We start from the raw sequence: 17,464 nt of genomic DNA, 5'->3' as shown, positions 1-17,464 counted from the left end.
TCCGCGCTCATGAGCGCGACGAGGAGGCGAGGTGACGCGACGCGCGCGCCGGCAAGGACGAATCGCGGTCGCACCGGGGATCGCTCTCGTGCTCGCCATCGGATGCCGAGGGCCACAGTCGGCGCTCGACCCCGCTGCCCGCGACGCGGAGCGGCTCGCGGATCTGTTCTGGCTGCTGACCTGGGGCAGCGCCGTGGTGTGGCTCGCGTCGGTCGGGCTCGCGGTCTACGCGGCGTACGTGCCGCGCGCGCCGGTCTCCGCGCAGGCCGCCCATCGACTCGTCGTCTTCGGGGGCGCGGTGATCCCGACGCTCGTGCTCGGCGCGCTGCTCGTGCACGGGCTCGCGATGATCCCCCAGCTGCTCGCGCCTGCGCCCCGCGGCGCGCTGGAGATCGAGGTCGTCGGCGAGCAGTGGTGGTGGCGCGTGCGTCATCGCGATGGGCAGGGGCGCATCGTCGAGAGCGCGAACGAGCTGCGCCTGCCCGCGGGCGTTCCGGTCCAGGTCTGGCTCGAGACGCGCGACGTGATCCACTCGTTCTGGATCCCGGCGCTCGGCGGCAAGGTCGACATGATCCCGGGACGACGCACGCACCTGCGGCTCGAGCCCGCGCGCCCCGGGACCTATCGCGGCGTGTGCGCGGAGTACTGCGGCACGTCGCACGCGTGGATGGCGTTCGCCGTGATCGTCGAGCCGCAGCGCGATCACGAGCAGTGGTTGGCGCGCGAGCTGGGCGATGCGCTCGAGCCCACGACGGCCCCCGCACGCCGCGGCGCGACGCTCTTCCTCGAGAACGGCTGCGGCGCGTGCCACGCGATCCGAGGCACTGCCGCCGACGGAACGCTCGGCCCCGACCTCACCCACGTCGGCAGTCGTCACACGCTCGGTGCGGGCCGGAGCGATCTCGATCGCGACGCGTTGCGCAGCTGGATCGCCGATCCCGAGCGGCTGAAGCCCGGCGTGCACATGCCGTCGTTCGGGATGCTGCCCGACGAGCACCTCGAGGCGCTCGCCGCCTACCTGGAGGGCCTGCGATGACGGATCCCGAGCCGCTCTCCGAGGCCCCGCCGGAGGAGCTCCGCCGTGCGCAGGAGGAGCGCCTGCTCGCCGTGTGGAAATCCCCGGTGGGGCTCCGCTATTTCTCGGACGTCAACAACACGAGAGTGGGTGTCTGGTACACGGCCGTCGCGTTCGTGTTCTTCCTCTTCGCGGGCGTGCTCGCGCTGCTCATGCGCATCCAGCTCGCAGTCTCGGAGAACGACTTCCTCTCTGCCGAGACCTACAATCAGACGTTCACCGTGCACGGCTCGGTGATGATGTTCCTCTTCGCGATCCCGATCTTCGAGGCGATCGCGGTGACGCTGATGCCTCAGATGCTCGGCGCGCGCGATCTCCCGTTCCCGCGCCTCGCCGCGTACGGATTCTGGTGCTTCGTGATCGGCGGGGTCTTCCTCAGCGGATCGATCTTCTTCGATGCCGCGCCGCGCGGCGGATGGTTCATGTATCCGCCGCTCACGTCGCAGTACCAGCCGGACATCGGCGCCGACATCTGGCTGCTCGGATTCTCGTTCATCGAGGTCGCGGCGATCGCGTCGGCGGTGGAGCTGATCGTCGGTGCGCTGAAGTGCCGTCCTCCCGGGATGCGCATCCACCTGATTCCGCTCTACGTCTGGTACACGCTCGTCGCGGCGGTGATGATCGTGTTCGCGTTCCCGCCGCTGATCGCAGGGAGCATGTTGCTCGAGCTCGAGCGCGCCTTCGACTGGCCGTTCTTCGATGCGAGCCGCGGCGGCGATCCACTGCTCTGGCAGCACCTCTTCTGGCTCTTCGGCCATCCCGAGGTCTACATCATCTTTCTGCCGTCGATCGCGCTGGTCGCGATGATCGTCCCGACCTTCGCGCGCAAACCGATGGTCGGATATTCGTGGATCGTCCTCGCCGCGATCGGGATCGGATTCCTGAGCTTCGGGCTCTGGGTCCATCACATGTACACGACGGGACTTCCAGGGATCTCACTCGGTCTCTTCTCGGCGGCGTCGATCGCCGTCGCGATCCCCACGGGCGTGCAGTTCTTCTGTTTCGTCGCGACGCTGCTGGTCGGGCGGGTGACACGATCGCTGCCGCTCCTCTGGGTCGTCGGGAGCATGGCGATCTTCGTCTTCGGCGGGCTCACCGGCGTGATGCTCGCGCTCGCGCCCTTCGACTTCCAAGCGCACGACAGCTTCTTCGTCGTCGGGCACTTCCACTACGTGCTGATCGGCGGTGCGATCTTTCCGATCATCGCCGGGCTCTATTATTTCTATCCTATCGTCGGCGGGAAGATGCTCTCCGACCGACTGGGCACGATCGCATTCTGGCTCTCGTTCGTCGGATTCAACGTCGCATTCCTCCCGATGCACCTCACCGGGATGCGCGGAATGCCACGGCGCGTGTTCACGTATCCCGCGGAGCTCGGGCTCGACGCGCTGAACCTCGCTTCGACGATCGGCGCGTTCGTGTTGGCGCTCGGGCTCGGGGTGATCGCCGTCGACGTGGTCAGGCCGCGACGCAGACAGCCGATCGCCGCGCGCAATCCCTGGGGCGCCGGGACGCTCGAGTGGGTCCAGGAGATGCCCGGGAAGTCGTGGGGAATCCGCTCCATCCCCGAGATCGACTCGCGCTATCCGATCTGGGATCAGCCCGATCTGATGCGCGACATCGACGAGGGGCGTTTCTATCTGCCCGATGCGGAAGAAGGAATGCGCGAGACGCTCGTCACCTCGGTGATCGACGCACGCCCGCTGCAGTGTCAGCGGCTCCCCGGGCCGAGCTTCATCCCGCTCGTCGCGGCGATCGCGACCGGCGGGTTCTTCGTGCTCGGCACGTTCGAGCAGTGGCCGCTCGCGCTCGCGTGTCTCGTCGTGACGACGGCGGTGATCTGGCGCTGGTTGTGGATCGGCACGGCGCAGAAGCCGGAGAAGACGGAGAAGGACATCGGCCTCGGAGTCCGATTGCCGCTCTACGTGTCAGGAGCGCAGTCCGTCGGATGGTGGGGGCTCCTGGTCACGATGCTCGCGGACTTCACTGCATTCGTCTCGATCGTGTTCGGCTATTTCTTCTTCTGGACCATCCACGTCGATTTCCCGCCCGCCACGTCGGACGGGCCCGGGATCCTCTGGCCGGCGCTCGGTGGCGCGCTCGTGCTCGGCGCGTGGGCGCTCACGCTGCTCTGCCGCCGGCTCAATCGCCGCGCCTCGGCCCGCGCGTTCTACGTCGCGCTCCTCGGCGCGCTCGTGCTCGCGGCGCTGAGCGTGCCGGCGCTCCTCGCCGGGCCCTTCTTCCACGCGATGGATCCGACGCGGCACGCGTACGACGCGACGGTGTGGCTGCTGCTCGTGTGGACTGCGCTCCACGTCGTGCTCGGCGTGATCATGCAGCTCTATTGCCTCGCACGTCGCGTCGCAGGGCGCATGACGGGCGAGCACGACATCGACATCCACAACGTCGTGCTCTATTGGCACTTCACGCTCCTCACCGCGGTGATCACCGTGCTCGTGGTCGCGGGATTCCCGAGCGCCGCATGAGCCGCGCGGCACCGAGCTCCGAGGAGCGCGAGAGTCTGTGGAACCTCGTGGGACCGCCCGCGACGTGGGCCGCGCACTTCCTCGCTTCGTACATCACGGCGGCGATCTGGTGCGCGAAGATCGCTGGGCCCGCCGGGGCGCTCTCGGGCGCGCGCACGGCGATCCTCGTCTACACCGCGGTCGCGCTGGTCGTGCTGGCCGTGCTCGGCGCGCGCGCGTACCGGCGGCATGCGAGCGGAGGCGTGCCGCCGCCGCACGACGAGGACACGTCGGAGTCGAGGCATCGCTTCCTCGGGCTCGCGACGTTGTTGCTCTCGGGGCTCGGCATCGTCGCGGTCACCTACGCCGCGATCGCCGCGCTCTTCATCGGGACGTGCCAGTGAGCAGCGCCGCGATGCTCCCGCTCGGCCTGCTCGTGCTCGCCGCGGCGTGGGCCGCGCCCCTCGCCGACGTGCTGCCGGGCCCGTTCGCCGCGCATATGACGATGCACATGGGTGTCGTCGCGGTCGCGGCTCCGATGCTCGCGCTCGGCGTGGCCGGCACGCCGTTCGATCCGGTCCGGCGCGCGCCGCGGTGGTTCGCGCCGGTGCCGGTGTCGTTCGTCGAGCTCGTGTTGGTGTGGGGCTGGCACGCGCCCGCGCTGCACCAGGTCGCGCGGCAGACTGCGCTCGGCTTCGCGCTCGAGCAGGGGAGCTTCCTCGCGAGCGGCGTGTGGCTGTGGGTCTCTGCGCTCGGCGGGGACGATCACCGCTCGGCGAATCGGCGCGGGCTCGGCGTCGTCGCGCTCCTGCTCACGTCGATGCACATGACGTTGCTCGGCGCGCTCGTCGCGCTCGCGCCTCGCCCGCTCTACGCGTGCCACGGCGCGTCCTCGATCACGCCGCTCGAAGATCAGCAGATCGGCGGCGCGATCATGCTCGCGGTCGGTGCGGTGTCGTACCTCGCGGGTGGCGTCGCGCTCTCGGCGCGCCTGGTGCGGGAGGCGCGCGCGTGAAGCGCAGGGTGCTGCGATGGTCGCTGCGGGGCGCGGCGCTCGCGCTCGTGCTCGCGCTCGGCGGCTTCCTCGTCGCGGTCTCGGGGATCGTGCCGGTCGGCGCGAGCGGTGGTCACTGGGCGATCACCGAGTGGATGCTGCAGTTCGGAAAGCGCCGCTCGATCGCGACGCACACGCTCTTCGCCGAGCCGCTCGAGCTCGACGAGCCGTGGCTCGTGCTGAAGGGCGCGGGCCACTACGAGACGGGCTGTCGTCCGTGCCACGGCAGCCCCGATCTGCCGAGCCCGCGCATCGCGCAGGCGATGCTGCCGCGCCCGCCGTACCTGCCCGACGTGATCGGGGAGCGAGATCCCGAAGCGCTCTTCTACGTGGTGAAGCACGGGCTCAAGTTCACCGGGATGCCCGCGTGGCCGGCCGCGCATCGCGACGACGAGGTGCGCGCGTTGGTCGCCTTCCTGCTCGCGATGCCGGAGCTCGACGCCGACGAGTACCTCGAGCTGGTGCACGGCGAGGCGCCGCACGACACCGCCGCGGGCGCGCTGCCCGATCTCGTCGAGCCGGCGGTGGTGCCGGACGTCGTCGCGCACCACTGCGCGCGCTGTCACGGCACCGATGGTCGCGGTCGCGGCGTCGCGGCGTTCCCTTCGCTCGCCGGACAGTCCCGCGAGTACCTCGAGCGCGCGCTCGTGGCCTACGCGGACGGCGATCGTCACAGCGGGATCATGCAGCCGATCGCCGCCGACCTGAGCGACGCGGATCGTCACGACGTCGCGATCTACTACGCAGGTCTCGATGCCGGCGCGCCGGTCGAGCGCGTCGGGCCGCAGGAGCGCATCGAGCGCGGCGAGGAGATCGCGCGCGGGCTCGCGGAGCGCGGCGCTCCTTCGTGCCAGGACTGCCATGGCCCCGCGGAGTGGGCGCGGAATCCCGCGTATCCGCGGCTCAGCGGCCAGTTCGCGGACTATCTCGAGCTGCAGCTCGAGCTCTTCCGATCGGGCCACCGCGGCGGCTCGCAGTACGCCGATCTCATGCACCACGTCGCGCCGCGGCTCACGCCCGAGGACGTGCGCGACGTCGCGCTCTACTACGCCTCGCTCACGCCCTCGCACGACGACGCACGGGCGGAGCGATGAACCATCGAAGGCTGTCGAAAAAGTCGGCTCGCCCGTCGGTCCCTACGTCCGCGCGCGTCGCGCGCTCCCGTCCGGGACGGGCGGGACGAGCACTCCTGCAAGGACTCAGTGGGTGACGAAGGTGCGGATCGGGATCGAGAGCTCGTCGCCCGCCGATGCGGTGATGTCGACGTGGCCTGCGAGCGGACCGGGCTCCGCGCCCTGCAGCTCGAGCGCGACGAGGCGCTCCTCGCCGGGCAGCACGCGCTCGAGGCGCACCGAGAACGGCGCGCCGGGGCTCGGCTCGGGGATCATCGCGACCTGCTCGAACGAGCGCGCGAGATCGTCGGACAGCGCGATCTCCACGTCGCACGGCACGTCCGACGTGTTGCGCACCTCGATGTCGACCGGCGCTGCGTCGTGCCCGCCGAGGTGCTCCGCGAGGTGGATGCGCGCTTCGAGCGAAGGGCTGCGATAGACCGCGTCGGAGAGCGAGTGTCCGTGCAGGAGCTCCGCGAAGCCGAGCAGGGAGGCCATCACCACGAGCGGCGTGCGCGCGCGCTCGATCACCCACTGCATCACATCCCGCACGCTCGTCACTTCCACCGCGCCACCACCCCGGGGCCGTACGACCGGCCTTTGCTGCTGCCGCCCGGGGCGCTCGTCGCAAGCTCCACGCCATCGAGCCACGCGGCGCGCGCACCACGCGTGTCGTGCGGACGTGGCCACGCCCCACCGCGTGCCCCACACGATCTGAGGCAACCACGGACCGAGCTGATGCGCGCGCGTGACAGAGGTCCACGCTCGACGCCCTGGTATCCGCGTTGCCTCGGCACGGCGCTCGGACATGGAACCCATGCAGCGCAATGTCTCGATCGCTCCTCACGACGAGATGCCTCGCCCTGGTGCTCACGTGGTCGAGGGAGGCGTCCGCTTTCGCGTGCCGACCCACGCGAGCGAGGTCTCGGTCGTGCTCGTCGCGCCCGACGGAACGCGTCGGGTCCGTGCGCTCCCGCGGGTGAGACCGGGGCTGCACGAGGCCGTCGTCGCGGGGATCGGCGCGGGCACGCGCTACCTGCTGCGCATCGACGATCGCGAGGTGCCCGACCCCTTCGCGCGCTCGCTGCCCGAGGGCCCGTACGCGCCCGCGGAGGTGCTCCCGCCGCGCTCGCCGAGCACGCCGCGACGACCCATCGACATGAAGCGCGCGCCCGTGATCTACGAGCTGCACGTCGGGACGTTCACGCGCGAGGGCACGTTCGCGGCGGCGCGCGAGAAGCTGCCGCACCTCGTGGAGCTCGGGGTCGACGCGATCGAGCTCATGCCGGTCGCGAGCTTCCCGGGCGCGCGGGGCTGGGGCTACGACGGCGTCGCGCTGCTCGCGCCGCACGCCGCGTACGGAGGGCCCGACGAGCTCGCCTCGTTGGTGGACGAAGCGCACCGGCTCCGGCTCTCGGTGCTGCTCGACGTGGTGCTCAACCACTTCGGGCCCGACGCGAACTGGCTGCCCGCGATCGACCCCTCGCTGTTCGACGAGGACGAGCCGACGCCCTGGGGCGCGGCGCCTCGGTTCTCGCATCCCGCGATGCGCGCGCTCGCGCGCGAGGTGCTGCGTCTCTACGTCGTCGAGTACGGCTTCGACGGGCTGCGCCTCGACGCGACGCACGCGATCGTCGATCGCTCGGCGACCCACGTGATCGCGGAGCTCTCGCAGCTCGCGCGCGGCATGCCCGGACCGCCGGTGTTGATCGCGGAGGACGAGCGGCGTGATCCGATGCTCTTCGACCGGCTGCGCCTCGACGCGACGTGGGCCGACGACTTCCACCACGCGGTGCACGTGCTGCTCACCGGTGAGCGCGACGGCTACTACGCGCCCTACGAGCCCACGCTCTCGACGCTCGCCGACGTGCTGCGCGCCGGATGGCGCGGCCCGACGCACGGCGATCGCGAGCGCCTCGTGTACTGCCTCGAGAACCACGATCAGACGGGCAATCGCGCGATGGGCGATCGCTTCTGGAGCCTCGCGCGCGACGAGGACGCGCGCGCCGCGACGCTGCTCGCGTTCTTCGCGCCGTCGAGCGTGCTGCTCTTCCAGGGCCAGGAGTGGGGCACGCGCGTGCCCTTCCTCTACTTCACCGATCACGAGCCCGAGCTCGGCGCGAAGGTGTCGGAGGGACGGCGCGCGGAATTCGCGGAGTTCCCCGCGTTCCGCGATCCCGCGGCGCGTGCGCGCATCCCCGATCCCCAGGACCAGCGGACGTTCGAGCGCGGGAAGCTCGACTGGAGCGAGCGCGACCGCGCCCCCCACGACGCGATCCTCGCGCTGCACCGCGCGGCGATCGCGCTGCGCAGGAGCGATCCCGTGCTCTGCGATCCGAGCGCGGAGCTGCAGGTCGCGCGGCACGGCGAGATGTTGATCGTGACGCGCGCGCTGCGCGGCGCGCGGCGTGTGCTCGCGTGGAACCTCGGTCACGAGCCGCGCGAGCTGCGCGCAGGTGGTCGTGTGTTGCTCGCGTCGCGCGAGGACGCGCTGCACGAGATGCACCTCGCCGCGCGCTGCGCCGTGATCCTCGCGTGCTGATCGTCGGTCTCGCCGATCGCTCACACCGCGTCCACACGCCGGGACAGACGCGCGCTCGATCGCGCGACTACGTTCGTGCGTCTCGACGGAGGAAAGACATGGCGACGAAGGCGAAGAGCTCGATCCCCGAGGGCTATCACAGCGTCACGCCGTACTTGATCGTGAAGGGCGCCGCGAAGGCGATCGAGTGGTACCAACGCGCGCTCGGCGCGAAGGAGCTGTACCGGATGGACGGCCCGGGCGGCACCATCGCGCACGCGGAGATCCAGATCGGCGACTCGCGCGTCATGCTCGCCGACGAATCGCCGGAGATGGGCGCGACGGGGCCCGGATCGCTCGGCGGAACGCCGGTCGGGCTGATGCTCTACGTGACCGACGTGGACTCGGTGTTCGCGCGCGCGGTGAAGGAAGGCGCGAAGCAGGAGCGTCCGGTGGCCGATCAGTTCTACGGCGATCGGATGGGCTCGATGGTCGATCCGTTCGGCCACAAGTGGACGATCGGCACGCACATCGAGGACGTGCCGCCCGAGGAGATGGAGAAGCGACACCGCGAGTTCATGGCGAAGATGGGCAAGAAGTGACGGCGAGAGGCCCGACCGTATGACGGTCGGGCCTCTTCCGAGAGCCGTTCACGTCGCCGTCGCCGACCACGTTCACGTTCACGACGGCCCCGGCGCCTCGGCACGCCGAGTCGTCGACGTGGTCGTGAACGGCGACGTGAACGGCGACGGCCGTTCGCTGCTGCTACGCGCGCCGCCGCTCCGCGGCCTTCGCGAGCGCATCCACGCTCTCGAGATACACCGCCGCGGCGCTGCGCTCTTCTTCGCTGCCGAGCCGCGCGCACGACCAGCGCGCGTGCGCGCGACACGTCGCGTCGATCGCTTCGCGCAACGCCGGCGAGTCCACGTGACGCGCGGTGCGCGCGAGATCGACGAGCGTGCGATCGATGTCGTCGAGCAGATCCTCGAGCCGCGCTTCTGCTCGTCGTCCCGAGAGCAGCTGGCGCGCGGCGTGGTCGATCTCGCCCTGGATCTCGAGGAGGCGCTCCACCAACCGGCGGGCGCGGTGATCAGCCAGCGGGATCAGGGCAGCGAGTGCCACGCAGGAATCACCTAGTCCCAGTGTGCTCGATCACGAGGGGCGATTTCATGTCCGTGTCGATTCTTCATCCGAGCGGCAGCCCGCCCGTGACACCCAGGATCTCCCCGTTCACGAACCGCCCCTCGTCGCTCGCCAAGAACACGAACGCCGGCGCGAGCTCGACGGGCTGGGCCGGCCGCTCCATCGGGTTGTCCTTGCCGTCCTCGCGCACCTTCTCCGCATCGAAGGACTGCGGGATGATCGGCGTCCACACCGGACCCGGCGCGACGCAGTTCACGCGGATGCCGCGGCCGATCAGCTCCTTCGCGAGGCCCTTCGTGAAGCTCACGATCGCGCCCTTCGTCGCGGCGTAGTCGAGGATCGCGGAGCTCGGCTGGTAGGCCTGGATCGACGCGACGTTGATGATCGATCCGCCCGCCTGCAGGTGCGTGAGCGCCGCGCGCACGAGGTGGAACATCGCGATCACGTTCACCTGGAACGTGTGGATGACGCGCTCGGGATCGAGCTCCTCGAACGCCTTCACCGCCTTGCCCTGGAACGCGGCGTTGTTGACGAGCAGGTCGAGCCCACCGAGCCCGTGCGCCGCATCGCGCACGACGCGCTCGCACGCCGCGGGATCGGAGAGGTCGGCCTCGATCGCGATCGCCTTGCGCCCCGCGGCCTCGACGACGCGCTGCGTCTCGGCGGCATCGCGCTTCTCCGCGGGCAGGTACGTGAACGCGACGTCCGCTCCCTCGCGCGCGAACGCGAGCGCGACCGCGCGCCCGATGCCGCTGTCGCCCCCGGTGATCAATGCGCGGCGCCCGCTGAGCCGACCGAAGCCCACGTAGGTCTCTTCGCCGAAGTCCGGCTTGGTGCGCATCGCCGCTTCGAGGCCGGGATGCGGCTGCGTTCTCTCGTCGAAGGGAGGCTTCTTGCCCGCGTGGCGCGGGTCGACGTGCGGAGTGGTGTGGGTCGCCATGCGCGGACGCGGCTGCAACGCGTGCGCCCGTCGAGAAACGTCTCTGCTCCGCGCCGCGCGCGCGGCGCTGCGCCTCGCCGGTGTCGTCGATCGCCACGTCCTCGCACGGAGGGCGGGCGCGCATCGTCACGCAAAGAGGAGGGCACGCACGGTGCAGTCGATGTGCTCGGAGGTGATCGAGCATGGCGACGCGTGGGAACCGACCGAAGGACCCGGCTGCGACCAAGGGAGGAGTTCGCGGGACGCACGGGCTCGGCGATGCGCCGCGGGAGAGCGAGGAGATCCGTCCGGTGGCCGTCCAGGGCGGCACCGCGAGCACCACCGGTGGGAGCACGCGTGGTGGGACCGCGAGCCGCAGCCATCTCGGAATGCGAAGCGAGGCGCCGCAGAAGAGCAGCGCGAAGGGAGAGAACGCGAACGTGAGCGACGAGAGCGTGGGTGAGGAGCGCGAGTTCGAGCTGTCGAACGCGATGGCCGATCTCGAGACGGCGGACGAGCGCGCGGAGCGCCGCGAGCGCGAGGCGAACGAGGCGCGCGAGAGCGAGCGTCGTGCGGCGGAGGAGGAGATCCTCGGCGACGCGCGCTTCGACGAGGAGGAGCGGCGCGATCGCAACCTCGAGACGGTGAAGACGCACGGTCCCGGCCCGAAGGACGCGGGCAAGGGCACCGCGCTGAAGAAGCACCTCGACGAGCACGGCATCGAGAAGCGCTGAGGAGGTATGCGCAGCGCGCATGGGTCGAGCTCGACCCATGCGCATTCTGCATACCTACCGACGGAGCGCGCGAGCGAGGCGCGCGCGGAGCGCGTCCGAGGCGTGCGCCAGGCGCGTGCGCTCGTCGCCGCCGCAGGCGTCGCGCGCCATCGCGAGCCACGCGGTGCGGAACGCGAGGTACGCGATCGTCCACGCAGGCACGCGGGCACGCGCGTCGCGATCGCCGGTCGTGCCCACGTAGCGATCGAGCAGTGCGGCCGTGTGCGCGCGATCGAGATCCCACTCGACGATCGCGCCCGCGAGATCCCACGCGACATCGCACGGGCCGGGCAGGAAGTGATCGTCGCCGTGCGAGATCGCGTCGACCTTGCGCACCGTTTCGTCGGGCCCGGCGATCCACTCGTGCGGCGCGAGACGCCCGTCGGCGATCACCGGGCGCGCGAGCGGGAGCGCGATCGTGCGATCGAGATCGAGCAGCGCGCGCACGTTGTCGCGGGTCGCGCGCTCGAGCGCCGAGGCGTCCTCGAGCGTGACCGGCGCGAGCTCGAGCCGCGCGGCGATCGCCCGGGCGATCGCGTCGAGCGGCGGGGCATCGCGCGGAGAGAGGGAACGTCCGGGGGCGCGCTCCCAGCGCACGAAGCCGTCGGGCAGTCGGTGCAGGCGTGGTGAGATGCCGAGCGACGCGAGCGCCTCGCCGCGCGCGCACGCGTCGTCGCCGAAGCACGCGAGGCCTTCGTACTTCAGCACCGCTCCGTCGTGCGCGACGTGCTTGCGACGCTCCATCGCGGGCCAGGTCGGGGGCCACGGCGCGCTCGCGTCGAGCATCGAGGTGCGCCACGCGCCGGCGGAGATCTCCGCGCGGGCGCCCTCGGGCGTGACGCGGGTCGGCGACGCCACGACGACCTGGAGCGCGCGCCACCGCGAGGCCGCGTCCGGCGCGCAGAGGCGATCGACGTCGGGCGCGTGGCTCGGCACGAGGATCACGCGCTCGCGCGGCACACCCGCGAGGACGAGCGCGTCGGCGGCCGCGAGGAACGACGAGCCGCTCAGCCCGGGGCCCTCGTCGATCACCAGCGCGATGCCGCCCGTCGCGGCGAGCGCGCGCGTGTGGATCGCGAGATCGGGATCGAGCGTCGCGCGTCGATCGAAGGGATGCCCGCTCGGTCGCACCGTCGCGCGCACGACCGTGCTCCCCCGCGCGCGCAGCGCGGCGGCGGCGATCGCGGAGAGCGTCGTGCCGATCGTGCGGATGCCGAGCACGAGCGCGGGCACACCCGGCGGCACCGCGCGCATCGCGGCGTGCGCGTAGTCGAGCGGATGGACCGCGTAGTAGGCGAAGCCCTCGGGCACCGATGCGGGCGCGCGATCGATCACGGGCGAGGGCAGGGGAGGCGCGACGACGCGCGTGCCCGCGATCACCGCATCCGCCGCGGCGTCGCTCCAGGCGATCGCGTCGCGCGCCGCGGGATCGCGTGCGTCGATCAGCGCGCACTCGAGCTCGCCGGCGCGCAGCAGCGTGTCGAGCGCGTCGCTCGATCTCGCGAGCGCGCGCACGCGGGCGAGCACGTCGATGTCGCGCCTTCCGTCGCGGAACACGTGCACTCGGGGCTCTCCTCGCGGGTCGCAATTCGCTCCGAATTGCGCTGGTTTCCGCGCCCTCCGCGCCCGGCGCTCTTTGCGCGCATCGCCGCGGTGCCGAAACAGGTGTGAGACGGCTCGTGATCCCGACATCGATGCCAGCCAGCACCCGATCCGCCAGGCGTAGTTCCCTGGGGTCGTCTCCGAGGCACTTGGGAAGACCGCGAACGGGAAGCGAGACCGGCGTGCTGGCGAGACTCGCGGAACGTGGTTCCGCGCCGAGGTACTCGTGAACGCCTCCGCACCGCGACATCGCATCCTCGCCGTCGATCTCGACGGCACGCTGTTGAAGGACGACCGCACCGTGGCGCCCGAGGACCTCGCGGCGATCCGCGAAGCACGCGCCGCGGGTGTGTACGTCACGATCGTCACCGGACGCATCGCCTCCGGCGCGCTTCCGACCGCGCGCGAGGTCGGCATCGACACACCGATCGTGTGCGCGGACGGCGCGCAGCTGGTGCAGCCCGCGACGGGCGAGCTGATCGCGCGCAAGAGCCTTCCCGGCAAGGCCACGCGGGCGGCGCTCACGGTGTTCTCCGATCGGAGGCTCACGCCTTTCGTGCTCACGCACGAGGCGATCCACGCCCGGCGAGGCGCGGAGTCGCTCGCGCCATGGGTGATCGGCTGGTCACCCGAGCTGCGTCTGCACGCGCCCGAAGAGCTCGCGTGGCCCGAGCTGCGCGACGTGGCGATCGTGCTCGGGATCGGCAATCGCGACGTCGCGGGCAACGCGCTCGACGAGCTCGGACAGTCGCTACCGCCCTCGGCCGGCGCGGTCGCGTTTCCGATGGGCAGCGATGAAGTGTGGGGCGTGCGCGTGCAGGCGCGCGGCTGCACGAAGAGCGCGGGGCTCTCGGCGCTCGCGGCGCGGCTCGGGGTGCGGCGCACCGACGTCGCGTACGTGGGCGACTGGTACAACGACATCTCCGCGTTCGCGTGGGCGGGTCGTTCGTTCGCGATGGGGCATGCGCCCCAGGACGTGAAGCGGCACGCGAACGAGGTGCTGCGCGCGACGAGCGAGAACGGCGGAGGCGTCGCCGAGGTGGTGCACCGCTGGCTGTGACCGCCGTTCATGGCTCCACGCGCACGCGGCGGAGCACGCGATCCTGCGCGCCCCATTGGTACTTGTAGGGCTCGGCCCCGCGCAGGAAGTCGAACGCGCGCACGCCTTCTCGCGCGAGGCGCTCGACGATCTCCGCGATCAGCACGACGAGCGGGCTCGATCGCGCGAGCGCGGGATCGAAGCCGCCGAGGTAGAGCCCGGCCCACGTGCCCTCGCGCAGCACGAGGTACGACGCCGCGAGCGCGCCGTTCGCGCGCAGCGAGCAGAGCTCGGCGCGTCCCTCGCGCAGCAGCGCGCGCACCGCCTCGTCGAGGAACGTGTGGCGCCCGACGAGCGCGCCGGCCTCGCCGCGCGCGGCCCAGCGCGCCTCGTGGTTCGTGCGCCATGCGTGCAGCGCCTCGTCGACGTGCTCGCCTCGCGCGATCTCCGGCACGATCGACTCGCGTGCGGCGCGCCGGCGGTCGTAACGAACGCGGCGCGCCCACGACGCGGCGAGCACGTCGTCGAGCGTGCGCGCGGGCTCGGGCCAGGTGAGCACGGGCGAGACCGAGAGCGCGTCGTCGACGATCACACGCCCGGCGTGCCCGGCGCGCGCGGCGGCGAGCAGTGGGGACGACTCCGCGAGCTCGTGCAGCTCGAGGGCACGCCACTCGCCGCGCGCGTGCACGGCCTCGAGCGCGACCCGGGCGACCATGCGGGCATCGTGCTCGCGCGCGATCAGATCGAGCGCGTCGCTCGGCCCCGTCCCCGCGAGCACCCAGGTGCCGGGCTCGCGCTCGAGCGCCGCGAGCGGGAGCACGCCGGCGAGCGCGCGCTCGCGCCGTACGACGATCACGCGCGCCTGCTGGCCGAGGTGCCGCAGCGCCGGGATCACCCACGTCGGCCGCAGGAACGGCGAGGACCACGGGCATGCATCGCAGAGCGCGTCCCACTCGCGTGTGATCGCGGTCAGCGCGTCGGGATCGTCGATCCACGTCGCCCGCAGCGCCGGCTCGGCGCGCGCGAGCTCGAGCTCACGCGGCACGCTCGCCCTCGCGACGCTGCACGAGCAGATCGATCCAGCGCGCGCTCGTGCGGGCGAGATCGAAGCGCGCCTCCGCCGCGGCGCGACACACGCGCGGATCGATCTCGTGCAGGCGCGCGATCGCGTCGCCCATCGCGCGCGCATCGTTCACCAAGAAGCCGGTGCGTCCGTCCTCGACCACGTCCGCGAGCGCGCCGTTCGGGTACGCGATCACCGGGGTGGCCGACGCGAGCGCCTCCATCGCGACGAGCGAGCTCGTCTCCGCGACGAGGCTCGGGACCAGCACGCAGCGCGCGCCCGCGAGCAGGCGCCGCTTGCGCGCGCCCTGCACCGGACCGAGCCAGCGCACGTCACGCCCGAGCTCGGGCGCGATCGCCTCGCGGAAGTGACGCTCGTGCGCTTCGTAGGGAAACACCGCGCCGGCGATCAGCAGCGGCACGCCGGCGTGACGCGCGCCGGCGATCGCGGCGGGCAGGTTCTTCTCGGGGCACACCCGGCCGAGCGCGAGCGCATATCCGTGCTTGCGCGCGCGCGGCGCGTAGCGCGCGAGGTCGATGCCGTTCTCCACCACGCGCACCCGCGCTCGGATCACGCTCGGCACGTCGGCCGCCTGCGAGCGCGAGACGCACACGAGCTGCACGTTCTCCCGCGCGGCCGCGCGCTCCAGCACGCCCGGCGCGTAGAACGAGATCGGCATGTGGAGCACCACGACGATCGGCACGCTCGTCGCGGGCAGCGTCGCCTCGAAGTCGAGCCCGTGCGCGAGCACCACGTCGATCGCGAACGTCGCGAGCGCGTACTCCGCCGCGCGCCGGCTCGCGTCGATCGCACGCTCGCGGGCTGCATCGTCGATCACGTCGGGGACCGCCGGTGTCGCGACGAGCGCCCCTCGGACCCGCGATCCCGCGGGCGCGATCACGATCGATCCGTGGCCCGCGCGCACCAGCGCGGCGTCGATCTGCGCGAGCACCACCTCCGCGCCGCCGACCGCGTCGGCGTCCACCGGCGCGAGCGCGTACGAGATCGAGAGCACGTTCACGGGAGCACCGTCTGCACGCCGAGGGCCGACGCGGCGCGCGCCACCCGTGCGCGGAACGCCGCGCCATCGAGTCGCCAGCGATGGCGCTCGTAGTGGAGCGTTCCTTCGTGCGGCGGCGCGCCGAAGTCCTCGATCGCCGCGGGACGGAACAGCTCGCCGTCGGGATCGAGCGCGCGCAGCACCTCGCGCTGCGACACGAACCGATCGAGCGCGCGACGCTTCCGCGCGCGCTCCTCGTGCGTGGCCGTGCGGGCCCGACGTCGCGCATCGGTGGGCCGCGGCAAGAACCCGCGCGCGAGGCGCTCTCCTTCGCCGGCGTGGTACGAGGCCATCTCCGCGAGCGCCGGGCGCGCGACGTCGGCGGGCAGCAGACGGAGCGCGGCGCGCACCGCGAACGCCGCTGCATCGTGATCGGGATGACCCCCCTCGTACGCGTGGGTGATCACCAGCGCGGGCCTCTGGTGCGCGACGATCCGCGCGATCTCGCGCGCGAGATCGGGCAGCGCGTCGGCGGCCTCCTGATCGCGTGCACCGAGCGGGGTCCGGCGGGCCCGCTCGAGCCCGAGCTCCGCGAGCGCTCCGTCGAGCTCGCGCGCGCGCAGCGCGGCGTAGGCCTCGCGCGTCGTGCACCCCGCGTTGTGCGCGAACCACGAGTCGACCGGTGCGCCATCGGTGAGATGGACGAGGTGCAGGTGATCGGCGCGATCGGCGAGGCACAGCCCGGCGAACGCGGTCTCGTCGTCGGGGTGCGCGACGACCACGCACACCCCGGCGATCGGATCGCCGCGCACGAGCGCGTCGAGCAGCGCGTCGACCGGCATGTGTGTCGTCAGCGCGACGCCGACGACGCGAGCCCGGGCACGCGCGCCGACGCAGCGAAAGGACGAGGCGCGCCCTCGCGCGCACGACCGTCGAGCAGGCGCTGCGCGTCGCGATAGCCGTGCAGCGTGCCCACGTCGACGTAGCCCGTGCCCGCGTGCACCGCGCGCGCACGACCGCCGCGCGCGAGCCACTCGTTCACCAGCGTGCCCACGTAGGGATCGCCGCGATCGGGCTCCTCCCAGAGCGTGTGGAGCTCCGAGAGCACGCGCCCCGGCATCTTGAACGCGCCCCAGATCCACCGGCTCGATGCGTCGGCGCGCTTCACCTGGATCTCGCGCACCGCACCCTTCTCGTCGCTCACCACCGCGTCGAAGTGCTGCGGCTCGTCGACCGGGAAGCACAGGAACGAGAGCTCGTCGTCGGGCAGCGCGCGCAGTGCGTTCTCGGGGAACCACACGGTGTCGGGCAGCCCGACGATCACCGGCTCGTCGTCGGAGATCAGCGGCAGCGACTGGAAGATCGCGTCGCAGAGCCCCTTGGGCTCGGGCTGCACGACGTAGCAGACCGGCGCGCCTCCGACGCGCCCGCCGTAGTACTCGACGATGTCGCTCTTGCCCGGCGAGATGACGAAGCAGATCTTCGTCGCGCCGCCGATCATCATGCGCTCGACGAGGTACTCGCTCACCGCGCGCGGGCGCTCGATGCCTCCCTCGAGACGGCTGCCGACGGGCAGGAGCTCCTTCGAGAACGCGAGCGGCTGGATCCGACTGCCGAGCCCGGCCGCGGGCACGATTCCCCAGGTCATCGATCCTCCTCGGTGAGCGCGACACACGCGCCCGTGTCGATGCCCTCGAG

The 17,464-nt window shown here is 71.9% G+C and carries 17 protein-coding genes; 9 read left to right on the top strand and 8 right to left on the bottom strand.

Features of this window, described 5'->3' with window-relative positions:
- Positions 1 to 88 precede the first annotated feature (88 nt).
- Genes coxB through I5071_RS26715 form a run of 5 tightly spaced genes read left to right on the top strand, consistent with a single transcriptional unit; the run spans position 89 to position 5,688 of the window.
- Positions 89 to 1,036 (top strand): cytochrome c oxidase subunit II, encoded by a 948-nt coding sequence (coxB, locus tag I5071_RS26735; protein WP_236515677.1) that lies wholly within the window; start codon positions 89 to 91, stop codon positions 1,034 to 1,036.
- Positions 1,033 to 3,561 (top strand): cytochrome c oxidase subunit I, encoded by a 2,529-nt coding sequence (ctaD, locus tag I5071_RS26730; protein ID WP_236515676.1) that lies wholly within the window; start codon positions 1,033 to 1,035, stop codon positions 3,559 to 3,561. The genes coxB and ctaD overlap by 4 nt, the downstream gene beginning before the upstream one ends.
- Entirely contained in the window at positions 3,558 to 3,944 is a 387-nt protein-coding gene (locus I5071_RS26725) for a hypothetical protein (protein WP_236515675.1), read from the top strand. Before ctaD ends, I5071_RS26725 begins: the two co-directional genes overlap by 4 nt.
- Positions 3,945 to 3,955: 11 nt before the next feature.
- Positions 3,956 to 4,555: a cytochrome c oxidase assembly protein gene (locus I5071_RS26720; RefSeq protein ID WP_236515674.1), complete on the top strand. Its 600-nt coding sequence runs from the start codon at positions 3,956 to 3,958 to the stop codon at positions 4,553 to 4,555.
- A complete protein-coding gene (locus tag I5071_RS26715) occupies positions 4,552 to 5,688 on the top strand; it encodes a c-type cytochrome (protein ID WP_236515673.1) in 1,137 nt (378 codons plus the stop codon). The genes I5071_RS26720 and I5071_RS26715 overlap by 4 nt, the downstream gene beginning before the upstream one ends.
- Before the next feature lie 105 nt (positions 5,689 to 5,793).
- On the opposite strand, the gene I5071_RS26710 is transcribed toward I5071_RS26715, so the two are convergent.
- Positions 5,794 to 6,273 (bottom strand): hypothetical protein, encoded by a 480-nt coding sequence (locus tag I5071_RS26710; RefSeq protein ID WP_236515672.1) that lies wholly within the window; start codon positions 6,271 to 6,273, stop codon positions 5,794 to 5,796.
- A 334-nt stretch (positions 6,274 to 6,607) separates the two neighbouring features.
- Between I5071_RS26710 and I5071_RS26705 the strand changes: the two genes are divergently transcribed.
- The gene (locus I5071_RS26705) at positions 6,608 to 8,248 is read left to right on the top strand and encodes an alpha-amylase family glycosyl hydrolase (protein WP_236515671.1); all 1,641 of its coding nucleotides are present in this window, start codon (positions 6,608 to 6,610) and stop codon (positions 8,246 to 8,248) included.
- 98 nt (positions 8,249 to 8,346) lie between these two features.
- A complete protein-coding gene (locus I5071_RS26700; protein WP_236515670.1) occupies positions 8,347 to 8,829 on the top strand; it encodes a VOC family protein in 483 nt (160 codons plus the stop codon).
- A gap of 163 nt (positions 8,830 to 8,992) precedes the next feature.
- On the opposite strand, the gene I5071_RS26695 is transcribed toward I5071_RS26700, so the two are convergent.
- Together I5071_RS26695 and I5071_RS26690 are read right to left on the bottom strand one after the other, a co-directional pair.
- A complete protein-coding gene (locus tag I5071_RS26695) occupies positions 8,993 to 9,349 on the bottom strand; it encodes a hypothetical protein (RefSeq protein ID WP_157068755.1) in 357 nt (118 codons plus the stop codon).
- A 64-nt stretch (positions 9,350 to 9,413) separates the two neighbouring features.
- Positions 9,414 to 10,310, bottom strand: coding sequence for an SDR family oxidoreductase (locus tag I5071_RS26690; protein ID WP_236515669.1), 897 nt, complete (start codon positions 10,308 to 10,310; stop codon positions 9,414 to 9,416).
- Positions 10,311 to 10,492: 182 nt separating this feature from the next.
- Here I5071_RS26690 and I5071_RS26685 point away from each other — a divergent pair, with 182 nt between their 5' ends.
- Positions 10,493 to 11,023, top strand: a complete 531-nt coding sequence (locus I5071_RS26685; protein WP_236515668.1) for a hypothetical protein — start codon at positions 10,493 to 10,495, stop codon at positions 11,021 to 11,023.
- A gap of 54 nt (positions 11,024 to 11,077) precedes the next feature.
- On the opposite strand, the gene I5071_RS26680 is transcribed toward I5071_RS26685, so the two are convergent.
- The gene (locus I5071_RS26680; protein ID WP_236515667.1) at positions 11,078 to 12,625 is read right to left on the bottom strand and encodes a hypothetical protein; all 1,548 of its coding nucleotides are present in this window, start codon (positions 12,623 to 12,625) and stop codon (positions 11,078 to 11,080) included.
- Positions 12,626 to 12,890: 265 nt separating this feature from the next.
- Between I5071_RS26680 and I5071_RS26675 the strand changes: the two genes are divergently transcribed.
- Positions 12,891 to 13,724: an HAD family hydrolase gene (locus I5071_RS26675; RefSeq protein ID WP_236515666.1), complete on the top strand. Its 834-nt coding sequence runs from the start codon at positions 12,891 to 12,893 to the stop codon at positions 13,722 to 13,724.
- A 7-nt stretch (positions 13,725 to 13,731) separates the two neighbouring features.
- Here the strand turns inward: I5071_RS26675 and I5071_RS26670 are convergent, their stop codons facing one another.
- From I5071_RS26670 to I5071_RS26655, 4 genes are read right to left on the bottom strand one after another with little or no spacing between them, the layout of a single operon-like run.
- Positions 13,732 to 14,748 (bottom strand): GNAT family N-acetyltransferase, encoded by a 1,017-nt coding sequence (locus tag I5071_RS26670; protein ID WP_236515665.1) that lies wholly within the window; start codon positions 14,746 to 14,748, stop codon positions 13,732 to 13,734.
- Positions 14,738 to 15,787, bottom strand: coding sequence for a glycosyltransferase (locus tag I5071_RS26665; protein ID WP_236515664.1), 1,050 nt, complete (start codon positions 15,785 to 15,787; stop codon positions 14,738 to 14,740). Before I5071_RS26665 ends, I5071_RS26670 begins: the two co-directional genes overlap by 11 nt.
- The gene (locus I5071_RS26660) at positions 15,784 to 16,608 is read right to left on the bottom strand and encodes a PIG-L deacetylase family protein (protein ID WP_236515663.1); all 825 of its coding nucleotides are present in this window, start codon (positions 16,606 to 16,608) and stop codon (positions 15,784 to 15,786) included. The genes I5071_RS26665 and I5071_RS26660 overlap by 4 nt, the downstream gene beginning before the upstream one ends.
- Before the next feature lie 8 nt (positions 16,609 to 16,616).
- Positions 16,617 to 17,414, bottom strand: coding sequence for a nucleotidyltransferase family protein (locus I5071_RS26655; protein ID WP_236515662.1), 798 nt, complete (start codon positions 17,412 to 17,414; stop codon positions 16,617 to 16,619).
- Between the last annotated feature and the right edge of the window lie 50 nt (positions 17,415 to 17,464).

It is taken from the genome of Sandaracinus amylolyticus, assembly GCF_021631985.1.
GTDB classification, from domain to species: domain Bacteria; phylum Myxococcota_A; class Polyangia; order Polyangiales; family Sandaracinaceae; genus Sandaracinus; species Sandaracinus amylolyticus_A.
Note: the sequence above shows the minus strand (reverse complement) of the source record. Positions and strands in the feature narration are given on the sequence as shown.

Coding starts and splice junctions, on each gene's coding strand:
- ctaD (WP_236515676.1), top strand. CDS start 1,033: ATGACGGATCCCGAGCCGCTCTCCGAGGCCCCGCCGGAGGAGCTCCGC.
- I5071_RS26725 (WP_236515675.1), top strand. CDS start 3,558: ATGAGCCGCGCGGCACCGAGCTCCGAGGAGCGCGAGAGTCTGTGGAAC.
- I5071_RS26720 (WP_236515674.1), top strand. CDS start 3,956: ATGCTCCCGCTCGGCCTGCTCGTGCTCGCCGCGGCGTGGGCCGCGCCC.
- I5071_RS26700 (WP_236515670.1), top strand. CDS start 8,347: ATGGCGACGAAGGCGAAGAGCTCGATCCCCGAGGGCTATCACAGCGTC.
- I5071_RS26690 (WP_236515669.1), bottom strand. CDS start 10,310: ATGGCGACCCACACCACTCCGCACGTCGACCCGCGCCACGCGGGCAAG.
- I5071_RS26685 (WP_236515668.1), top strand. CDS start 10,493: ATGGCGACGCGTGGGAACCGACCGAAGGACCCGGCTGCGACCAAGGGA.
- I5071_RS26660 (WP_236515663.1), bottom strand. CDS start 16,608: ATGCCGGTCGACGCGCTGCTCGACGCGCTCGTGCGCGGCGATCCGATC.
- I5071_RS26655 (WP_236515662.1), bottom strand. CDS start 17,414: ATGACCTGGGGAATCGTGCCCGCGGCCGGGCTCGGCAGTCGGATCCAG.